This window comes from Kitasatospora sp. NPDC093806 (assembly GCF_040683335.1).
Classification (GTDB): domain Bacteria; phylum Actinomycetota; class Actinomycetes; order Streptomycetales; family Streptomycetaceae; genus Kitasatospora.
Map to the genome: position 1 here is coordinate 25396 of NZ_JBFBDO010000002.1, position 19029 is coordinate 44424.

14 protein-coding genes, 2 tRNA genes and 1 pseudogene are annotated in these 19029 nt (G+C 77.0%); 13 read left to right on the forward strand and 4 right to left on the reverse strand.

Annotation, left to right across the window (positions count from 1 at the left end; genetic code table 11):
• Nucleotides 1–741: 741 nt before the first annotated feature.
• The 6 genes and pseudogenes from AB0N76_RS02405 (at nt 742) to AB0N76_RS02430 (ending at nt 7783) form a co-directional block, all read left to right on the forward strand.
• Complete coding sequence (locus AB0N76_RS02405) at nt 742–1641, forward strand: HAD family hydrolase (protein WP_363552276.1); 900 nt, start codon at nt 742–744, stop codon at nt 1639–1641.
• Nucleotides 1642–3367: 1726 nt separating this feature from the next.
• Nucleotides 3368–4363: pseudogene (locus AB0N76_RS02410) on the forward strand (helix-turn-helix domain-containing protein); the annotation flags it as partial.
• A gap of 821 nt (nt 4364–5184) precedes the next feature.
• The gene (orn, locus tag AB0N76_RS02415) at nt 5185–5787 is read left to right on the forward strand and encodes an oligoribonuclease (RefSeq protein ID WP_363552278.1); all 603 of its coding nucleotides are present in this window, start codon (nt 5185–5187) and stop codon (nt 5785–5787) included.
• A 135-nt stretch (nt 5788–5922) separates the two neighbouring features.
• Nucleotides 5923–5998, forward strand: a tRNA-His gene (locus tag AB0N76_RS02420).
• 214 nt (nt 5999–6212) lie between these two features.
• Nucleotides 6213–6659: a DUF4442 domain-containing protein gene (locus tag AB0N76_RS02425; protein ID WP_363552280.1), complete on the forward strand. Its 447-nt coding sequence runs from the start codon at nt 6213–6215 to the stop codon at nt 6657–6659.
• 113 nt (nt 6660–6772) lie between these two features.
• Nucleotides 6773–7783 carry a hypothetical protein gene (locus AB0N76_RS02430; protein ID WP_363552282.1) on the forward strand — a complete coding sequence of 337 codons (1011 nt, stop codon included), beginning with the start codon at nt 6773–6775 and terminating at the stop codon, nt 7781–7783.
• 277 nt (nt 7784–8060) lie between these two features.
• Here the strand turns inward: AB0N76_RS02430 and AB0N76_RS02435 are convergent, their stop codons facing one another.
• The 3 genes from AB0N76_RS02435 to AB0N76_RS02445 form a co-directional block, all read right to left on the reverse strand.
• Nucleotides 8061–8552, reverse strand: coding sequence for a GNAT family N-acetyltransferase (locus AB0N76_RS02435; RefSeq protein ID WP_363552284.1), 492 nt, complete (start codon nt 8550–8552; stop codon nt 8061–8063).
• 115 nt (nt 8553–8667) lie between these two features.
• Entirely contained in the window at nt 8668–9606 is a 939-nt protein-coding gene (locus AB0N76_RS02440) for a fused MFS/spermidine synthase (RefSeq protein WP_363552286.1), read from the reverse strand.
• Nucleotides 9607–9677: 71 nt separating this feature from the next.
• Complete coding sequence (locus AB0N76_RS02445) at nt 9678–10166, reverse strand: hypothetical protein (protein ID WP_363552288.1); 489 nt, start codon at nt 10164–10166, stop codon at nt 9678–9680.
• 372 nt (nt 10167–10538) lie between these two features.
• On the opposite strand from AB0N76_RS02445, the gene AB0N76_RS02450 reads away from it, so the two are divergent.
• Nucleotides 10539–12194 carry a tetratricopeptide repeat protein gene (locus AB0N76_RS02450; protein WP_363552290.1) on the forward strand — a complete coding sequence of 552 codons (1656 nt, stop codon included), beginning with the start codon at nt 10539–10541 and terminating at the stop codon, nt 12192–12194.
• Between the two features lie 61 nt (nt 12195–12255).
• Here the strand turns inward: AB0N76_RS02450 and AB0N76_RS02455 are convergent, their stop codons facing one another.
• Nucleotides 12256–12906, reverse strand: coding sequence for a histidine phosphatase family protein (locus AB0N76_RS02455; RefSeq protein WP_363552292.1), 651 nt, complete (start codon nt 12904–12906; stop codon nt 12256–12258).
• 179 nt (nt 12907–13085) lie between these two features.
• Here AB0N76_RS02455 and AB0N76_RS02460 point away from each other — a divergent pair, with 179 nt between their 5' ends.
• From AB0N76_RS02460 to AB0N76_RS02485, 6 genes are all read left to right on the forward strand, one after another.
• The gene (locus AB0N76_RS02460; protein WP_363552294.1) at nt 13086–14390 is read left to right on the forward strand and encodes a hypothetical protein; all 1305 of its coding nucleotides are present in this window, start codon (nt 13086–13088) and stop codon (nt 14388–14390) included.
• A complete protein-coding gene (locus tag AB0N76_RS02465; RefSeq protein WP_363552296.1) occupies nt 14387–16072 on the forward strand; it encodes a hypothetical protein in 1686 nt (561 codons plus the stop codon). Before AB0N76_RS02460 ends, AB0N76_RS02465 begins: the two co-directional genes overlap by 4 nt.
• A gap of 8 nt (nt 16073–16080) precedes the next feature.
• Nucleotides 16081–17469, forward strand: a complete 1389-nt coding sequence (locus AB0N76_RS02470) for an AAA family ATPase (protein WP_363552298.1) — start codon at nt 16081–16083, stop codon at nt 17467–17469.
• Between the two features lie 209 nt (nt 17470–17678).
• Complete coding sequence (locus AB0N76_RS02475) at nt 17679–18086, forward strand: hypothetical protein (RefSeq protein WP_363552300.1); 408 nt, start codon at nt 17679–17681, stop codon at nt 18084–18086.
• Nucleotides 18087–18289: 203 nt separating this feature from the next.
• Entirely contained in the window at nt 18290–18823 is a 534-nt protein-coding gene (locus tag AB0N76_RS02480) for a bifunctional DNA primase/polymerase (RefSeq protein ID WP_363552302.1), read from the forward strand.
• Between the two features lie 68 nt (nt 18824–18891).
• A tRNA-Lys gene (locus AB0N76_RS02485) sits at nt 18892–18965 on the forward strand.
• Nucleotides 18966–19029: the final 64 nt, after the last annotated feature.

Sequence of the window (19029 nt, forward strand, 5' to 3'; positions counted from 1 at the left end):
CCCGGTCGGGCGGTCATCGGGGGCTCCGCGCGGTCGGCGCGATGACCGTCCCGCCGCTGACGGGAGCCTGATCCGAGGCGGCCGCGGCGCACCAGATTCCGGAGGGGGCGGCCGAAGCCACCACCCCGGGCGTCCGCGCCCGGCTCCACCGGTCGGGAGGGCTCAGAACCAGCCATGGCACAAGGCTCTTCGAAGGGGATGGGCCGACAGGAGAGGACAACGCTGCCCGGGCAGCAGGCCCGCCCACGGGACGACGTCGGTCTGCGCCGAACACCACCGTTTGTGACCTGTTCCTTTCAGAGTACGACGGGGCCGGAGACGCAGCCCAGCCATGACGACTCGGGGCGGCACTCTTCCCGCGAACGAGGGATGCGCGCGCCGCCTGCGGCACGCCCCCCGCCCGAGCGCGAAAGCGCCCCCTCCGGCGAAGGAGGTTCCCTGGAGCTTGACTGAGCGGACCGGGCGGCGCAACAGGGCCCAGGGACACCGTGACCGGACTGTCATGGATCGACGACGATCCGTTGCGGCCCGGTCACCGGGCAGTGAGCCGGACCGGGGCGCCGCACGGAACGGAGCGCCGGCAGGGCACCGGCGGAGCGCGGTCGGAGCCGGAACCGGCGCGGGGCGGTCGAGGCGGTGCGGGAGGGTGTCCGGCACCCGTTTCGGCCAATGCGTACGGGTTCGCGACGCCGTTTGGCATTTGCCAGATGCATAGGCGCGTCCGCTGGCACCATGCTCGGCATGCCGCTGCTCCTGCTCGACCTCGACAACACGCTGCTCCCCAGGGACGCCGCATTCCGGGCCTGGGCTCAGGAATTCCTGACCGAACGGGCGCTGCCGCCCGGCGACGTCGACTGGCTGGTCACCCTCGACGGCGGCGGCTACGTGCCGCGCAGCACCGTACTGTCCGCCGCCCGGCGCCGCTACGGACTCGACGAAACGCTCGCCGGCCTGCTCGCCCACTACCGGCGCGGCATCAACTCCCACATCCACCTCCCCGCCCGCAACGTCGAGGCGTTGCGGGCGGCGCGCGCCGCCGGCTGGACGCTCGGCATCGTCAGCAACGGCGGCACCCGCCCCCAGCTGGAGAAGATCCGGCGGACCGGGCTCGGCCCGCTGGTCGACGGCTGGGTGATCTCCGAGGAGGCCGACTGCCTCAAGCCGGACCCCCTGATCTTCGAGATCGCGGCGCAGCGGTGCGGTGTCCCGCCGACCGGGGACTGGGCCGCGCACACCTGGATGGTCGGCGACCACGCCCCCGCCGACATCGCCGGCGCCGAGCTGACCGGGCTGCGCAGCGTCTGGCTGCACCACGGCCGCCCGTGGGCCGAGCCCGGGTACCGGCCGACGCTCAAGGCGGCCGGGCTGCCGGAGGCCGTCGGTCAGGTGCTGGCCGCCCGCAATGCCCCGGCGCCCCGGCCGGGGATCCGGGCCGGGGGCGTCGGCGCGCGGCGCCGGGTGGCCGGTGTCGCGGGCGCTCCGCACGCCCAGGCGCAGCCGCGCGAGCGCGAACGCGGGCTCGCCGGTGTCCGGACGCCGGCCGCCGCGGTCGGCACGGTCACGGCGGTGGCGACGGTGGCCGCGGTCTCGTCCGCGGCGACCCGGACGACGGCCGGACCGGCCGGGGTGGGCGCGGCGTAGGGCGGGCCGGTCGCACGGCCGGGTGCGGCGGCGCGGAGCGGCGCGCGATCCGGCGTACGGCTCCGGCCGGCCGCCCCGGACGGCCGGCATGCGCCTTCTGCCGCGCACGCCGCAGGCGGCGCGTCGCCGGGTCCCGGGCCCGGATCCGCTGTCCGAAACCGGTCCGGCGGGTTTGCCGAGGTGCCGCCGCCGGCCCGCCCGCACGCCCGCCGTCCGCCCCTCCTGTGCGCCCGGCACCGCGATGACCTGCCCGGGGAGCCCCGGCGGAAACCCGGCGGCCCGCGCGGGTCGGTGGCGCTCGGACGGCGCACTCCCGCCGGTCTCGGTGCTCCTGCCGAAGGGGAGGCCTCTGCTCGCCTCAAGGGCGCGAGCGGTCATCCCACCGACCGTCAGTTCACGAGCGGTCGTCAGTTCGTCCGCGGCCACCGGAAAACCGGCGGTCCGCACCCTTCCGGGCCGACCCAAGCCCGCCCGAACCGGGCCGAACCGGGCTAGCGGGCCACCCGAGTACGGGCCCGGGCCCCCATCGCCCCGCCGCGGCCTTCGGTTCCGTCAGTTCCGCTGCCGGCGCAACCGATTCGCGGCCGGCACACGACCGGGGCGCGGCCGGAGCGCCGTTGGCCTGTTCGAGCCGGCCGAGGATCTTAGGGGCAACGGGGTGCCGGCGGGCGGCCGACCCGCGTTCTCCGGCTTCGGCACTGGCCGGATGAAGCCTGGGAGGCGCACGCCGCCGAGTCGTGCGCCCTCGCGTGCACCGCCTATTTTCGGTCAATCTCGTGCGGCTCCCCTGACCTTCGACAAATCCGCAGCCCAGGAGCACCGACCGGGCACGCCGAAGCCGGACGTCCCAGGACCCGTCCCGCGACAACCAGCCACCGTTGCACCGACCCTCTTCCCAGAGGGGTCGACGGGTGCCACGCTTCGTGATCGAATGCATCACGCCAAATTGCCATGTCGACATAGCGTCGGATGGTGAACTTGTCACAACGGCAACGGTCCACCCGATAGATTCGATCTTGGCTAGCAGTGCCGCACCACCACACCACACCACCGAGGGGGCTTGAGCGCCTTGAGCAGGGTGAGCAGGAGCGACGCGGGTCCTGACAGCGGCCAGGCGGTGGCCGGCATCGCGGGTCGTTCCGCGAGAGTCACCGGCACCCAGGGACCCGTCGGCAACACCCGCCACTCCGGCACCGCCTCCTACCCCTCCTATTCCCCTGCGGCCTCGCCCGCCCCGGGCGTCCCGTCCGCACCGGGCGGCGCCGCCGGCCCCGGTGCCTCCGCGACCCAGGGCGCCGCGTCCTTCCCGGCCGCCCCGGAGCACGGCGGACGCCCCGTCAGCCGATCCGCCGTCAGCCACGCGGGCGGGTACGGGATCGGTCCGGACGGCCGGACCGGGGCGTCGGTTCCCGGCCATTCCGCCGGTCATCCGGGCAGCGGCCACCAGAGCGGCCACGCCGGAGCGGAGAGCGGCTTCGCCGCCTTCGCCGCCGGACCGGCCGCGCCCTTCTCCGGCCCGGGGACGCCCGGCACCGGCATCGGCCCGGCCGTCCCGGGCATGTCCGTCCCCGGCCTGGCGGGCCCCGGCGGCGTCAACGGACTCCCCGCCGGACCGCTCGGCCTCGGCGTGCCCGGGCACGGCCTCACCGGCCACGGCCCGGCGGGTCACGGCCCCGGCGGGCACGGCGGATCCGCCGCCGGCCTCAACGGCGCCTCGACGCCGGTGATGGCCGCCGCGCCCCGCAAGCTCTCCGGCCGTCGCCGCCGCGAGACCGTCGCCGTCCTGATCTTCGGCGGCGCACCGATCTTCGAGAGCTCGATCCCGCTCTCGGTCTTCGGCGTCGACCGCCAGGACGCCGGGGTGCCGCGCTACCGCCTCCTGGTCTGCGCCGGCGAGGACGGACCGCTGGCCACCACCGGCGGTCTGACCCTCTCCGCGCCGTACGGGCTGGAGGCGCTCGCCCGGGCCGGCACGATCGTCGTACCGGCCTGGCGCTCGATCTCCCAGCCGCCGCCCGTCGAGGCGATCACGGCGCTCCGCAAGGCGCACCACGAGGGCGCGCGGATCATCGGCCTCTGCACCGGCGCGTTCGTCCTCGCCGCCGCCGGACTGCTGGACGGCCGCCCCGCGACCACCCACTGGATGTACGCGCCGACCCTGGCCAAGCGCTACCCGCGGGTGCACGTCGACCCGCGCGAGCTGTTCGTCGACGACGGCGACGTGCTGACCTCGGCCGGCACCGCCGCCGGGATCGACCTCTGCCTGCACGTGGTCCGTAGCGACCACGGCGCCGAGGCGGCCAACGCGCTCGCCCGCCGCCTGGTGGTGCCGAGCCGGCGCAGCGGCGGTGGACAGGCCCAGTACATCGATCAGTCTTTACCTGAGGAGATCGGCAACGACCCGCTCGCCGAGGTGGTCACCTGGGCGCTGGAGAACCTCAACCAGCAGTTCGACGTCGAGGTGCTGGCGGCCCGTGCCTACATGAGCCGCCGGACCTTCGACCGCCGGTTCCGCACGCTCACCGGCAGCGCCCCGCTGCAGTGGCTGATCACCCAGCGGGTGCTCCAGGCGCAGCGGCTGCTGGAGACCTCGGAGCTGTCGGTGGACGATGTCGCGCGCCGCTGCGGCTTCCGGTCGCCGGTGGCGCTGCGCGGGCACTTCCGGCGTCAGCTCGGGGTCTCGCCGGCCGCGTACCGGACCGGTTACCGGGCCCGGCGGCCCGGCGCGGCCGCGCCGCTGTCGGCCTCCGCGCCGGGCGGTGACCTCCGGCCGGCCGGGGTGGCGCCGACGCCTGCCGCGGCGGGCGTGGCGGGCGGCGTCCCGGGTCAGCACGGTCCGCACGGCGGCCACGGTGGCCACACCGCACTCGGTGTGCTCGGCGCGCACGGGTCGGCCTCGGCGCCGGGCTTCCCCGGCGGGGCGGGCGGCGCGCACCCGGGCCAGCACGGGCAGCCGTCCGGTCAGGGCGTGCACGCGCGGGCCGGGCAGCCGTACCCGCACCAGGCGGCCGGGCACCAGTCGCACCCCGGGCAGCCGGGGAGCGGACGCGGTCCGGTGCGCCCGCCGATGGTCCCGGCGCAGCCCGGCCCCGGCGCGGGCCGGCCGCCCCGGACGGCGGAGCACGCCGCGGCCGAGGACGGGCTCCCGCAGCCGGGCGCCCGCGGCCAGGGCCAGGGGCACCGGAGCGCGGCCGACCGGTCGTCGGACGAGGCGGTCCCGGGCGGGTCCGCCGGGCGGGTCCACGGCGCGGCCGGTGGCCGGCTGCCGGCGGTCGCGCCGGGTCCGAGCGCGGAGGCCCGGGCCCGCCAGGCCCGGGCGGCCGGCCAGGTCCGTCCGCCGGCGGCGCGGACCGCCGCCCCGGACGCCCGGGAGTCCCGCGAGGCCCGGCCCGGACGGGACGTCCGTCCGGCCCACCCCGCCGCCCACCCGGGCCGGGACGGCCGGGAACCGGACGGTCACGACCAGGACGAGCACGGCGCCGAGGCACCCCGCCCGGCTCCATCGGTGCCCGTGGGACGTGATCGCGCCGTAGGGTGAGTGGCGTGAATGACCGTTTGGTATGGATCGACTGTGAAATGACAGGCCTCGACCTCGACCGGGACGCCCTGGTCGAGGTCGCGGCGCTGGTGACGGACTCCGAGCTGAACATCCTCGGCGAGGGCGTGGACGTCATCATCCGCCCGCCGGCCGAGGCGCTGGCGAACATGCCCGAGGTGGTGCGGGCGATGCACACCTCGTCCGGGCTGCTCGACGAGCTGGAGCAGGGCGTCACCCTGGCCGAGGCGGAGGCGCTGGTGCTCGCGTACATCCGCGAGCACGTGCCGGAGGCCGGGCGCACGCCGCTGTGCGGGAACTCGGTGGCCACCGACCGCGGCTTCCTGAGCCGGGACATGCCCGCCCTGGAGAGCCACCTGCACTACCGGATCGTGGACGTGTCCTCGATCAAGGAGCTGGCCCGCCGCTGGTACCCGAAGGCGTACTACAACAGCCCGCAGAAGGGCGGGAACCACCGGGCGCTCGCCGACATCCGCGAGAGCATCGACGAACTGCGCTACTACCGCGAGGCGGTGTTCGTCCCGCAGCCCGGCCCGGACACCGACACCGCGCGCGCGATCGCCGAGAAGTACCAGCCGTCGGCCGGCTGAGCCGAGGTCCCGACGGTCCGGGAGGGTGCCCGCGCGAGCGGAACGGGAACCCTGGCGCGAGCACCCTCTCGGATCCTGTAGAGTTCTTCTTGTCGGAGCGGGAACGCCGAAAGGCGGGAACGAACCGGACAGATGGTGGGTGTAGCTCAGTTGGTAGAGCACCTGGTTGTGGTCCAGGTGGCCGCGGGTTCGAGTCCCGTCACTCACCCCATCGCCCCGAGGGGCCGATCTCGTCAAGAGATCGGCCCCTCGGGCTTTTTCGCGTTCCCTCACCTGCGGGCGCCTGCGGGGCGGTCGGCGGCGGCGGTGCGGACGGGCGGTGTGGTGCGCGTCTCACCACGGGACTGCCATCGTGGCCCGCGTCTCACCCTTTTCCCCGGCGACGGATCTGCCGCCGGAAGCTACCGGCTAGTAACCTTGCCGCCATGACCACACCTTCGATCGGCCAGCTGCTCGACTCCACCGTGCCGATGGCACGGACCCTCAAGCTGGAGTACCTGGAGACCACCCCGGAGCGCGCCGTCCTCCGGCTGCCCGACCAGCCCGAGTACCACAACCACGTGGGCGGCCCGCACGCCGGCGCGATGTTCACCCTCGCCGAGTCGGCCAGCGGCTGCATCGTGCTGGCGGCCTTCGGCGACCAGCTCTCGCGCGCCGTGCCGCTCGCGGTGAGCGCCGAGATCTCCTACAAGAAGCTCGCCATGGGTGTCGTCACGGCCACCGCCGTGCTCGGCCGCCCGGCCGCCGACATCGTCGCCGAGCTCGACAAGGGCGAGCGCCCCGAGTTCCCGGTGACCGTCGAGATCACCCGCGCCGACGGCGCCGTGACCGGCGTCATGACGGTGATCTGGACGCTGCGCCCCAACTCCTGAGCCACCGGCGGGGCGCCGTCGGGCGGTGACGGGGCCCCGCCGCCCCGGGTCGGCGATGACTGTCCGTGACGGGGGCCGTGTCCTCCCGGTCCGCCCGCTCGTTCTCGATTCACGTGCGAGCCAAACACGCGACCAACGGCCCGGAGCCCGCCCGACGAACCGTCGGCGGCACCCGGCGCACGGCCGGACGGTGGCTGCCCCGGCCGCGGGCCGTCGCGGCCGGCGGGGCACTCCTCGCGCAGCTCTGGGGGTTCGGCGCACCCGGCGCCTTCGCGGCCGGCGCCGAGCCGCTCCCGGAACCGGTCAGCCGGACCGTCGGGCGGGCCCTCACCGGAGCCCCGGCCGGTACCGGGACGGGCAGCGCGCCCGATGGTCCGTCAAGCGGTCCCTCGGGCGGGCCGGGGGCGAGCGCCGGTGCGGCGGACCGGCCGCACGCCCCGCAGGCCGGCCCGGAGCAGGAGGGCGGCCGGGGCGCCGCCGATCCGACCCCCTCCCCCGGACTGCTCGGCAGCCTCACCGGCGCCACCCCGGGACTCGGGGCCGTGCCGGGACCGGATGCCGCGACCGCCTCGGTCGGCGGCGTGCTCCAGGACCGGATCCGGGCCGGCGGCCTCCCGCTGCCGGGGCAGCGGGCCGCCGTACCGGACGCCTTCGCGATCGCCTCCGGACTGCTGGACGCCGTGCCCGCCCAGTCCCGGGCCGCCGAGTCGCGCACGTCCGGCGGCGCGGTGACCGACGGGCCGTCGGCGGCACCCGGCCGGACCGGCGGCACCGTTCCCCGCTCCGGCCGCGCGGGCGGCGAACCGCACGGGCCCGCCGCCCCGCCACCGGCTCCGGGGGTCCCGGAGCAGCCGCAGCACGCCGCCGCCGACCACCCCGGCCTCACCGGCGGCGAGGGCGCGGACGGTCGGCCCCCCGGCCGGGAACGGGCCTCCGCCGTACCGGGCACCCCGACGACCGGCGCGGCCGCTCCGGACTTCGAGACCGTACGGACGACGGCCGCCGCGACCGTCGCGAACGACGTCTCCGGCCGCGCGACCGCCGTCCTCGCACCCATCGCGGCCGGGCTGGTGTTGACCGGCGCCGCGATGTACAAGCACCGGGGGCTGCCGAAGGGCCACTGAACGCCCCCGGAGCGGCGAGGGCACCGAGGGGATCGGCCGAGAGGGCGGACCGGTCGATCGCCGGTGGGGTGTCAGACCCGAGTGGCCGCCGGGTCCGGGGTGGACGGCCGGGCGAAGTCCGGCACTGCCATGTGCGAGGACTGCGGGCTGCCGAAGGTCCACTGAGCGCCCCCCGGAGTGCGAGGGCGCCGATGGGGTCGGCGGGGCTCGGGGGCCGGCGGATCCGGGGCCGAACGACCCCCACCCCGGAGTCGGCGGACGGAACGCGGGCGGGGCTTCAGGCCTTGGTGGTGGCCGCCGGGTGCGGGGCTTCGGCTGGGGCGAAGTCCAGGGCCATCAGCGGGAGTTCGCGGCCGGGGATCGATCCGGACGGGATGGTGCCGATCCGCACGGCGCCCATCGCCAGGTAGAACGGTTCGGCGTGCGGGTCGGCCGCGATGGTGAGGCGGCGGAAGCCGAGCGCGGGGGCCTGGGCGCGCAGGTGCTCCATCAGCTGTCGGCCGATGCCGCGGCCGATCGCCTCGGGCTCGACGAAGAGCATGTCCAACTCGCCCTCCGGGGGCGCCCCGGTGAGGGTGATGAAGCCGAGCACCCGGCCGTCGGCCTCGACGACCGTCGCCCGGCCGGCCGCCAACACGTCCGGGTCCAGGGTGAGTTCGACGCGGCAGGCCTCGATGAACTCGGCGTCGTAGCCCCAGTGGGCCTTGGAGCGCAGGGCGAGGGCGCCGAGTTCGGCCGCCTCGCTCGGCCGGGCCGGTCGGATCACCATGGTGCGCACCCTCCTGGTCGGGCCCGTCCGGATTCCGGACGGGTGCGCCCATTGTCGGCCGGAAGGGGCCGGTGGCCAAGGGGATTTCGAGGCGGTGGACGGGAGGCGGGAGCGGCTACCGGAAGACGCCCGGCGGCGGCGCCGGGGACGGGGCCGCCGTGGCGTCGGTGGCCGGGGCCGCCCCGGCGGCGAAGTCGGCCAGGGCGCGGCCGTGTTCGACCCGGCCGAGGGCCGCGTCCGAGGCCACCTTGCGGGTCAGTTCGGCCAGCGGGAGCGGGGTGTGGGCGGCGGCGAGGATCAGGTTGCCGAAGCGCTTGCCGCGCAGCACCGCCGGGTCGGCGACCAGGCAGAGCTCGGGGAACACCGCGCCGAGCGTGGCCACCTGGGAGCGGGCGAACGGGAGCGCCGAGCCGTCGGCGATGTTGACGGCGTACCAGCCGCCGGGGGCCAGGGCGCGGGCCGCCAGCGCGGTGAACTCGACGGTGGTGCAGTGCGCGGGCACCCGGGCGCCGGAGAAGACGTCGGCGATCACCAGGTCGACGCTGCCCTCGGGGGTGCGTTCCAGCACGCTGCGGGCGTCCGCGCCGCGCACCTTGACCTGCCAGCCGCGCTCCAGCGGGAGTTCGGCGCGGACCAGTTCGGTGAGCGCGGTGTCGATCTCCGCGACCTGCTGGCGCGAGCGGGGCCGGGTGGCGGCGACGTAACGGGCCAGGGTGAGGGCGCCGCCGCCGAGGTGCAGCACGGTGAGCGGGCGGCCGGCCGGGGCGACCAGGTCGATGAGGTGGCCGAGCCGGCGCTGGTACTCGAAGCCCAGGTGGGTGGGGTCGGCGAGGTCGACCAGGGACTGCGGCGCGCCGTCGATCAGCAGCGACCAGGCGGCGGGGCGGTCGCGGTCGGGGTGGAGTTCGGCGAGGCCGGAGTCGACGGGGCGGCTGAGCGGGCCCTGGGCGTGCGTGCGGCCGCCGGCGCCGGTGGCGACCGGGTCGTTCTCCGGCGCGGTGCGGCTCCGGTCGGTGCCGCGGCCGGCTCGGTTGCTTCGTCCCATACCGGCCATTATCGCCGCCACCCGCGCGGGCGCCGCAGCTCAGTGGGGGTGCGGGCGGGACCGGGGGCGGGGCGGGCGGTTCAGAACGGGCCGAGGCCGCCGGCGGTGAGGGTGCAGGCCGCCTCGCAGAGGGCGGCGCGCAGGACCCAGGCGTCGGTGGGGCGGGCGGTGCAGTCGGCGCCGGCCGGGGGCATCACCCAGCGCGGGTCGGTGGGGGGCAGCAGCTGGGCGCCGGCCGTACAGGAGCTGCCGGGGAGGTGCCAGGTCGCCGAGGTGCCGGCCGGGACGAGGAAGGAGACGGTGGCGCCGTTGCGGCTCTGCACCACCGCGCCGCAGGCCCGCCGCAGGCGCAGGATGTCGACCGCCTCCAGCCCGTGCCGCAGGGTGACCGTCACGGTGTCGAAGCCGATCGCGGGCACGCCGTCCCGGTCGACCCCGGGACGGTCGACCCCCGGGCGGTCCGCGCCCGGGCGGTGGGACGGGCTCGCCCCGGGCAGCAGGGCGGGGGCGGGGGCGAGCACCCCTCCGGCGACCGGGCGGTGGTACTTCGGTACTCCGGCGGCCGTCATGGGGCCCTCCTGTCACCTCGTCGGGACGGAAGCCGCGCCGCCCGGGGGTGGGGGTGCCGCTGGGGGACGGCGGGGGGGCGGCGGCCTGGGCTTCCACGTATCAGGACAACGCCGAGGATGCCCCCGAGGCCACGGGGCGCCTTACAGCAAGGCATGGCATTTCATGGCAGATCCCGGCAACAGCGCCCGCTTTGCCCTGAATTGACAGCACATCATCCACAAACGCGCTGTGGCCGGTCGGTGACTCCCGGTACTGTCTCTGCCAACCCGGCCGCCCGTCGGGCCCCATCGGACCCACTCGTGGCCGGGCGCCCCGCCGCCCCGTCGCCACCCGACCCCCGCACCACCACCCCGCACGACCACGGAGCGCCCATGGCAGCCACCCCACCGGCCGAGCCGAACCGCCCGTCACCCAACACCGTGATGCGCGCCCTGCGCGGCGACCGCTCGCCGGGCGAGTTCGCCATGGCCGTACGCCGGGCGGCCCGCGAGATCGGCGAGCACGTCTCCTGCGACGCCCGCTACGTCGGACGGGTCGAGTCCGGCGAGATCCGCTGCCCCAACTACGCCTACGAGCGGGTGTTCCGGCACATGTGGCCGGACCGCTCGCTCGCCCAGCTCGGCTTCGCCCCCCGGGCCGCCGTCCGCCGCCGCTCAGCGGACGGCGCCCCGGGCGGCCCCGGCGGCGGCTCCGCCGGCGGGTACGCCGGCCGGTCCGGGGAGGTCGGCGGAGGCGGGTACGCTGCCTGGCCGTACGCGGAACCGCCCCCACCCGACGGGGCTCCGGTGCCGAGGTTCGCGACGGCGCCCCGGGGGCCCGACGCACCGCACCATTCCGACGAGGAGAACGACGACGTGCACCGCCGTACGTTCCTGGCCGGCGGCCCCGCCGCGCTGGCCACCGTGATCGGCATCGACCGGCCCGCCGCGGCCGCCGCCATCGCCGCCCCCGCCCCCACCCCCGCGCCCGGCCGGCCCGCCCCGGGCGCGCCCGTTCCGGGAGCGCCCGCCCAGGACCCGCTCCCCCGCGGCCCGTTCGCCCCGGGGCCGTTCCCCGAGCCCGCGCCGGGGGCCGTCCTGGTGCCCGGCCGCCCCGGCCTCGTCCCGCCGCCCCGCAAGGTCGGCGCGGCCGAGGTGCTCGGCGTCGAGCAGGCCGTCCGGGACATCCGGCTGGCCGACGACGTCCACGGCGGCGACGCCCTGTTCGAGCAGGCCGGCCGCTCGCTGCGGACGGCGTACGTGCTGCTCGACGCGTGCGAGTACTCCACCGAGACCGAGCGCAGGCTCCAGGCCGGCGCCGGTGAACTGGCCATCTCGGTGGGCTGGTTGGCGCACGACTCGAACCGGCTGGCGGACGCCCGCTCGTACTACGCGGAGGCCCTCGCCACCGCGCGGATGGCCGGGGACCCGGCGCTGGAGGCCCACGTCTTCTGCAACAGCGCCTTCCTCGCCCGGGACGCCGGCCGCCCCCGGGAGGCCCTGCGCGCCGCCCAGGCCGGTCAGTCCGCCGCCCGGCGGCTGGACTCCGACCGGCTGCTCGCCCTGCTCGCGATGCGCGAGGCGGGCGGCTGGGCCCTGATGCGGGACCGCGGCGCCTGCGAGCGGGCGATCGCCCGGGCCCACGTGCTGTTCGACCGGGGGCCCTCGGAGGCCGATCCGGAGTGGATGTCCTTCTTCGGCGAGGCCGAGCTCGCCGGGCTGCAGGCCCAGTGCTGGTCCGCCCTCGGGGAGTGGGACCGGGCCAGCGAGCAGGCCGGGCTGGCGATAGCGCTCCAGCGGCCGCGCTTCGTCCGCAACCGGGTGCTCTACACCGCCGAGCTCGCCCACGACCGGCTCGGCCGGGGCGACCTGGCCGGCGCGGCCGAGCACGGGTCGGCCGCCGTCGCGCTGTTCGGCGAGGTCCGCTCGGCCCGGATCCGCTCCATGCTGGCGGACACCGCGCAGCGGCTCGGCCGGCACCGACGGGTGCCGGAGGTGGGGCGGTTCCTGGCCGAGTACGGCGAGGCGACGGCGGCCGAGGCGGCCTGACCGGGTGCTGCCTGACCGGGTGCTGCCCGACCGCATGGTGCCCGACCGGGTGCCGCCGGGGTCAGTGCTCCAGGCGCTCCAGGTGGCCCTGGTCGTTCCACAGCTCGACCGCCGGTGCGCCGTACTCCCAGGAGAGGACGCAGAGCGCGGCGGTGCCGAGCTTGAACCGCTGGGCGTACTCGGGCGGCAGGCCGAGCCAGCGGGCGGTCAGGATGCGCAGCAGGTGGCCGTGGGCGAAGAGCACCACGTCGCGGTCGGCGCAGTGCATGACCGTGGTGTCCGCGTCCGGTACGCCGTGCTCGGCGTTGAGGTCGGCGAGGAGGGCGTCGACCCGGGCGGCGACCTCGGACAGCTTCTCGCCGCCGGGCACGCCGTCGCGCCAGATCAGCCAGCCGGGGTGGTCGGTGGCGCGGATGTCGGCGCCGGTCCGGCCCTCGTACCGGCCGTAGTCCCACTCCAGCAGTTCGGGGCGGTCCACGGCCCGGTCGCCGAGGCCGGCCAGGACGCAGGTCTCCTTGGCGCGGTCCAGCGGGCTGGTGTAGACGAGGGCGTCGGGGAGGCCGTTCCACGGGGCCTCGGCCAGCCGCGCGCCGAGCGCCCGGGCCATCGCCCGGCCCTCCTCGGTCAGCGGGATGTCGGTGCGGCCGGTGTGCTGGCCGGTGACCGACCAGGCGGTCTCACCGTGGCGGACCAGCAGGATTCGGGCGGGCATGGCAGGCTCCTCGCGATCAGGGGCGGTGTCGACGGTCGGCCTCGCCATTGAGCACCGACCTCCATGATCCCCCACTCGCGCGCGGCCCACGATCCCGGCCGCCGCCCGCCCCCAACGGCCGGTTCGGGGTGGATTGTCGGGACGGATTGTCGGAGCCGGATGCGACACTGGGCCGCACCATGAACGTCTCGACGAACGCCCCGTCCCGCGGGCCCGCGGAGCCGCTCGCCCAGCGGCTCGCCGAGCTGCGCGGACCGGCGCCGCAGCGCAGTCTGAACGCCCGTGCCCTCGCCGCCCTGGCCGCCAATCCGGGGTGCCACCGCCGCGCCGTGCTGGACGCGGCCGGGGTGGACAAGTCCGCGTTGGCCGCCCGGCTCGGCCGCCCCGCCCCGTTCGGCCAGTCGCCGTTCGCCCTGGCGCGCGGCGTCGTGTTCGAAGCCCGGCTGAAGCGGGACGACTACGCGGCGCTGCTGGAGCCGCTCCGCCGTTCGCTGGGCCTGGCGGGGGACGGCGGCCCGCTGGTCGTGCCGGACCTGCTGGCCTCCTCCGGTCCGGCGGTCCGGGCCGACCGGACGGCGGCGGTGCTGGCGGAGGCCGCCGCCGACCCCGAGGCCTGGACGCTGCTGGACCACCCGTTGCTGCGGCTGACCGTGGCCGGGTCCACCGCGTACCTGGAGCCGGACGCGGTGGTGGTGCACGGCGGCCGGTGCACGGTCGTCGAGATCAAGTCCTTCCCGGTGCTGGACGGCGCCGCCGACCCGGCCAAGGTGGGCGCCGCCGCCCGGCAGGCCGCCGTCTACGTGCTCGCGCTCCAGGAGACCGCCGCCGCGTTGGCCGGGCGGGAGGTGGACCCGGACCCGTACGCCGAGCAGCGGCTGCCGGGCGCGCCCCGGACGAGCGTGCTGCTGGTCTGCCCCAAGGACTTCGGCGACCGGCCGACCGCGGTCCCGGTGGACGTCCGCCGCGAGCTGGCCACCACCCGCCGCCAGTTGAGCCGGATGACCGGCATCGAGCGGCTGCTCGCGGTGCTGCCGCCGGGGGCGGACTTCGACCTCTCGCCGGACGCGGCCGGCGCCCCCGTCCGGTCGGTCGAGGAGCTGGCCGGTTCGGTGGAGGCGGTGCCCGCGGCGTACAGCCCGGACTGCCTCTCCACCTGTGAGCTCGGCTTCCACTGCCGGGCCCGGGCCCGCTGCGACGACCGGGTCGAGCAGCTCGGCCGGAGCGTCCGGGGCGAGCTGGGCAGCATCCGGACGGTGACCGAGGCGCTGGCCGTCGCCGGCACCGGCCCGTCCGTCGGCGCGGACGCGACCGAGGGCGCGATCGGGCACACGGCCGGGGACACGGCGGACGGCGACGGGGCGGACGAGGCCGCCGCCCGGCTGGCCTACGCCGCCGCGCTGCGCGCCGAGGCGCTCGGCCGCCCGGTGCCCCCGCCGACCCGGGCCACCGCCACCGCCGGCACCGCCGCCGGGGGCGCCCGATGAGCCTGCTCGCCACCCTGGCCCGGCTGGAGGCCGTCCGCAGTGGCCGGGCCGAGCCGCTGGCGACCGTCCGTCACCGGCACCTCTCCGACCGCCCGATGGTGCTGGTCCCGCTCGCGGCGGCCGGCGAGGACGGCGCGCCGCTGGCCGTGCTGCTCGGCACCGACCGGGACGCGCCGCGCCTGTACGTCGTCCCGCAGCCGCTCAACCGCACCCTGCGCTCGGACTTCCTGGCCGAGCTGGCCGCCGACCTGCTGCCCTACCTGGAGTCCTTCGGCGACGAGGTGGAGCAGATCGAGGGCTCCGAGAAGGACCCGGAGACCGGCGAGAAGACCCAGGTGTTCCGGGAGTTGTGCGCGGACGCGCCGCAGCTGATCGTGCCGAACGCGGGCGGCGTCCGCTACCTGGCGCTGCTCGGCCGGTCGACCCGGTTCCGCCGCACCGCCGAGGACGAGGACCCGGGCCCGTTCCCGGCGCCCGCCCGGGTGCCGCTGCTCGGCCGCTGGCTGACCCACTTCGGGGACCGCGCGATGGTGCCCGGCTCCAGCCTGCTGCTGCCGATGACCGGCCTGCTCGCCCGGCACTGGGCCACCGGCCAGAGCCACCTGGAGGACCAGCACCTGGCCGCCCGGCTGGCCTGGCACGCGCCGCCGGAGGGGCCGGCCGGCGCGGCGGCGGCCGAGCGGGCCGAGAGCGCCCGCGACGACGAGGGCCGGCTGGTCCACCCGCCGGCCGGTCCGACCACCGACCCGGTGTTCGACGCGAAGGTGCTGGCCCCGGCGATCGCCCGGTACGACGCCGCCGCGGCCGCCCTGCGCGAGGCGGCGGGCGGGACCGAGGGCGGGGCCGAGGGCGCGGCCGACGCCGGGCCCGGCGACCCGGTCGCCGCCGAGCGGGCCCGGGAGGCCGTCCGGGTCGCCGTCGAACGGCTGCGCGCCGTCCTCCACCGGGAGCTGCTGCCGACCTGGCACGACGTCTGGCACGGCCTGGACCTGCTGCGCGCCCTGCCCCCGGCCGACCACCTGGCGGAGCGCTGGACCGGCGACCGCTGGTCCTACACCGGCCACCGGGACCGGGTGGCGGCCGGCGAGCCGCCGCAGCCCCGGGTGGACGACGCGGTGACGGCCGCCCGCAAGCTCGCCCAGCGCGAGCGCGAGCAGACCCGGCTGGACGTCCAGGAGGCGCTGGACGATCCGCTGGCGATGGCGGAGCACCGGCTGGCCGGGGAGGCGTTCAGCGGCGTGGTGACCGAGGTGGTGGCGGACTACGACACCACCGGCCGCTCCCCCAAGCCGCGCCCGCTGGTGACGGTCCGCACCGACGACCGCCCGCACGCCGATCTGGGCCGGGAGGCGCACCGGGTGCACGCGCCGACGGCACAGAAGGCGGTGATCGCGGACGTCGACCAGGAGGCGGGCACGATCACCGTGCGGGTGCTCTCCGGCATGGGGCGGAAGAAGGAGCCCGAGCCCGGGAGCCTGCCCGAGCCGGGCGAGCGGGTCACCTTCACGCTGTTCGAGCTGACGGTCCGACAGGCGGCGCCGCTGCCCGAGCCGGACGACACCCCGTGGACGCACGGCGGCCCGCCCGGCGCCGCCGTCACCGTGTTCCCGGCGGCGAGCACCACCGCACCCGCCCTACCCGCCGTACCCGCGGCCACCACCGGCACCGAGGACTGGGAGTGACCCGGCCGATGAGCACCGACCGACGGCCCGACGGGCCGCCGCCCGTCGACGAGAGCCCCGGCGCGGCCGCCGACGCCGCGGTGGCGCGGATCCTGGCGGCGACCGTCCGCCCGGCGGTCGGCGCGCCGCGCGGCGTGGTGGTGGACTCGCCGCCCGGCGCCGGCAAGTCGACCCTGGTGGTGCGCGCCGCCCAGGAGCTGGTCGCGGCCGGGGAGCGGCTGATGATCGTCGCCCAGACCAACGGCCAGGTGGACGACCTGGTCGACCGGCTGGCCGGGAAGGCCCCGGACCTGACGATCGGCCGGCTGCACGCGGCCGACGCCCGGCCGGGGCCCGACGTGCTGCGGCACGCCAACGTCACGCCCTCCGACAAGGTCGCCGAGCTCGCCGAGCTGGACGTGGTGATCTCCACCTCGGCCAAGTGGCAGTGGGTGCGGGCCGAGCAGCCCTGGCGGCACGCGATCGTCGACGAGGCGTACCAGATGCGCTCGGACGCGCTGCTCGCGGTGGCCCGGCTGTTCGAACGGGCGCTGTTCGTCGGCGACCCGGGCCAGCTGGACCCGTTCACGGTGGTCGGCACCGAGCAGTGGGCGGGCCTGTCGTACGACCCGTCGAGCAGCGCGGTGGTCACCCTGCTCGCGCACAACCCGCAGATCGAGCCGCACCGGCTGCCGGTGTCCTGGCGGCTGCCGGCCAGCGCGGCGCCGCTGATCTCGGGCGCGTTCTACCCCTTCACGCCGTTCCGGTCGGGCACCGGGCCGGCGGACCGCCGGCTGACCGCGACGGTGCGGCCGGACGGTTCGGCGGTGGACGCGGCGATCGACCGGGCCGCCGAGCACGGCTGGGCGCTGCTGGAGCTGCCGGCCCGGCACACCGTGCGGACGGATCCGCAGGCGGTCGCCGCCGTCGCGGCCACCGTGCGGCGGCTGCTGGAGCGGGGGCTGACCGCCGACTCCGAGCAGGGGTCGGCCCCGCTCACGGCGGACCGGGTGGCGGTCGGCACCGCCCACCGGGACCAGGCGGCGGCGGTCCGGGCGGCGCTGGTGAAGGCGGGGGTGCCGGTGGACCCGCTGGCCGGTCCGGCGGTCACGGTGGACACCGCGAACCGGCTGCAGGGGCGCGAGTACGACGTCACGGTGGTGCTGCACCCGCTGTCGGGGCGGCCGGACGCGACCGCGTTCCACCTGGAGACCGGCCGGCTCTGCGTGCTGGCCTCCCGGCACCGGCACGCCTGCATCGTGGTGGCCCGGGCCGGGATCGCGGAGCTGCTGGACGAGCATCCGGCCACCGAGCCGGTGCAGTTGGGCGTTCCGGTGGCCTTCCCGGACGGCTGGGAGGCCAATCACCGGGTGCTGCACCACCTGTCCGGGCACCGGGTGCGGCTGGGCCGGCTCTGAGGGTGCCCTTGGGGCAGCGGGCCCCGGCCCGGCACCGGCGCGCCCCGGCCGGTGCACGCCCCCGGCGCGCCGGGCGGGAATAGCGCCCGGACGCGCACCGTTCCGTTACCGGCCGCCGCCGCGAGACAATGGACGACGGCCACGACCGGGCGACGCCCGACCCGAGCAGCCGTCGCCCGCCCCCATCGAGCACCCGGAGGTGTCCGTCCATGCCCGACTCCCACGCGCAGGCGTCCGACCCGAGCGGCCCGCTCGCGGCGGCCGGTCCCGGTGCGGGCGCCGGTGCGGCGCCCGGCCGGCGGCAGCGCCCGGTGCAGCTGCTGTTCGAGCCGCAGAGCGCCGAACCGGAGCCGGAGCGCTTCTTCGACCTGGAGTCGATCGACGACCCGGCCGAGCTGCTGCGCCGTTCGACCGAGCTGGCGCTGGCCTTCCGGGCGGCGGCCGAGCGGGCCACCGACTTCCAGGCGGTCGCGGCCGCGCAGCTGGCGGACCCGCGCCGGTTCGACGCGCTGTCCGAGGGCGAGATCGCGGTCCGCGCGGACTGGACGCCGGACTACGCGGCCAAGATGATCGAGTACGGCCGCGGCCTGCTCCAGCCCCGTCGGCACGAGGACTGAGACCGGGACCGGCCGCCTCGCGCGCGGCCGCCCCGGGACCGTCCGCAGCCACCACGGCCGCCGTCCGCGACCGCCTCGGCCGCATCCCGGCGCCAGTGGCATATGCCCGGGGGAAGCGGAAGGGTACGCCCGTACCCGCCCCGCTGTCCGGCGAACCGTGCTTTCCCTCCCGGCCGCGCCCCGGACACCCCACGCTGCTGTGCGTGGACATCTGGACGAATCAGTCGGTGGAGTACGTGACCGCGGCCGGCGAGGCCTGGCTCGCCTCCGCCAGCGAGTACCCGCGCAGCATGCGCGCCCTCTGGGACTCCCGCCCGTGGGCGCCCTCGGTGCTGCCCTGCGGCCGCGCCTTCGACGTGATCAGCATGCCGTCGCTGTTCGGCCGCCGGGTGCTGGACGAGCTGTGGGCCTCCGGGCCGGGCTGCGGGCCGGTGGCGGTCTACCGGGGGCGGACGCTGCTGTTCGTGCAGCCGGGGGCGGCGGCGCGGCTGCGCCGGCTGCTGGCCTGGGAGGAGTGGGCCCGGGACGTGCCGCCGCTGCTCTGCCACGGGCGGGGCGACACGGTGACCGTGCCGCCGGTGCAGCGGATGGTGAACAGCCCGGACTCGCCGGGGCTGGGCGCCGGGCGGTGGATCGTGGCCCCGGAGAGCCGGGAGCCGTGGCTGCCGGGCGCCTCGGTGGTCCTGTGGGCCTGCGTCCGGGCGACCCGTGAACGCGAGCCGGCCATCGCGCCCTGAGGAGCCCGGGGAAGGTATTCGATTTTGGCCGCGCCGCACCCCGCTGCTAGAGTCTTCTCTGTCAGCAGGCGCCGCTAGCTCAGTTGGTTAGAGCAGCTGACTCTTAATCAGCGGGTCCGGGGTTCGAGTCCCTGGCGGCGCACAGACAGCCGGAAGGCCCTTCGCGAGAGCGAGGGGCCTTCTGGCGTTTCCGCGTCCCCCCGAAG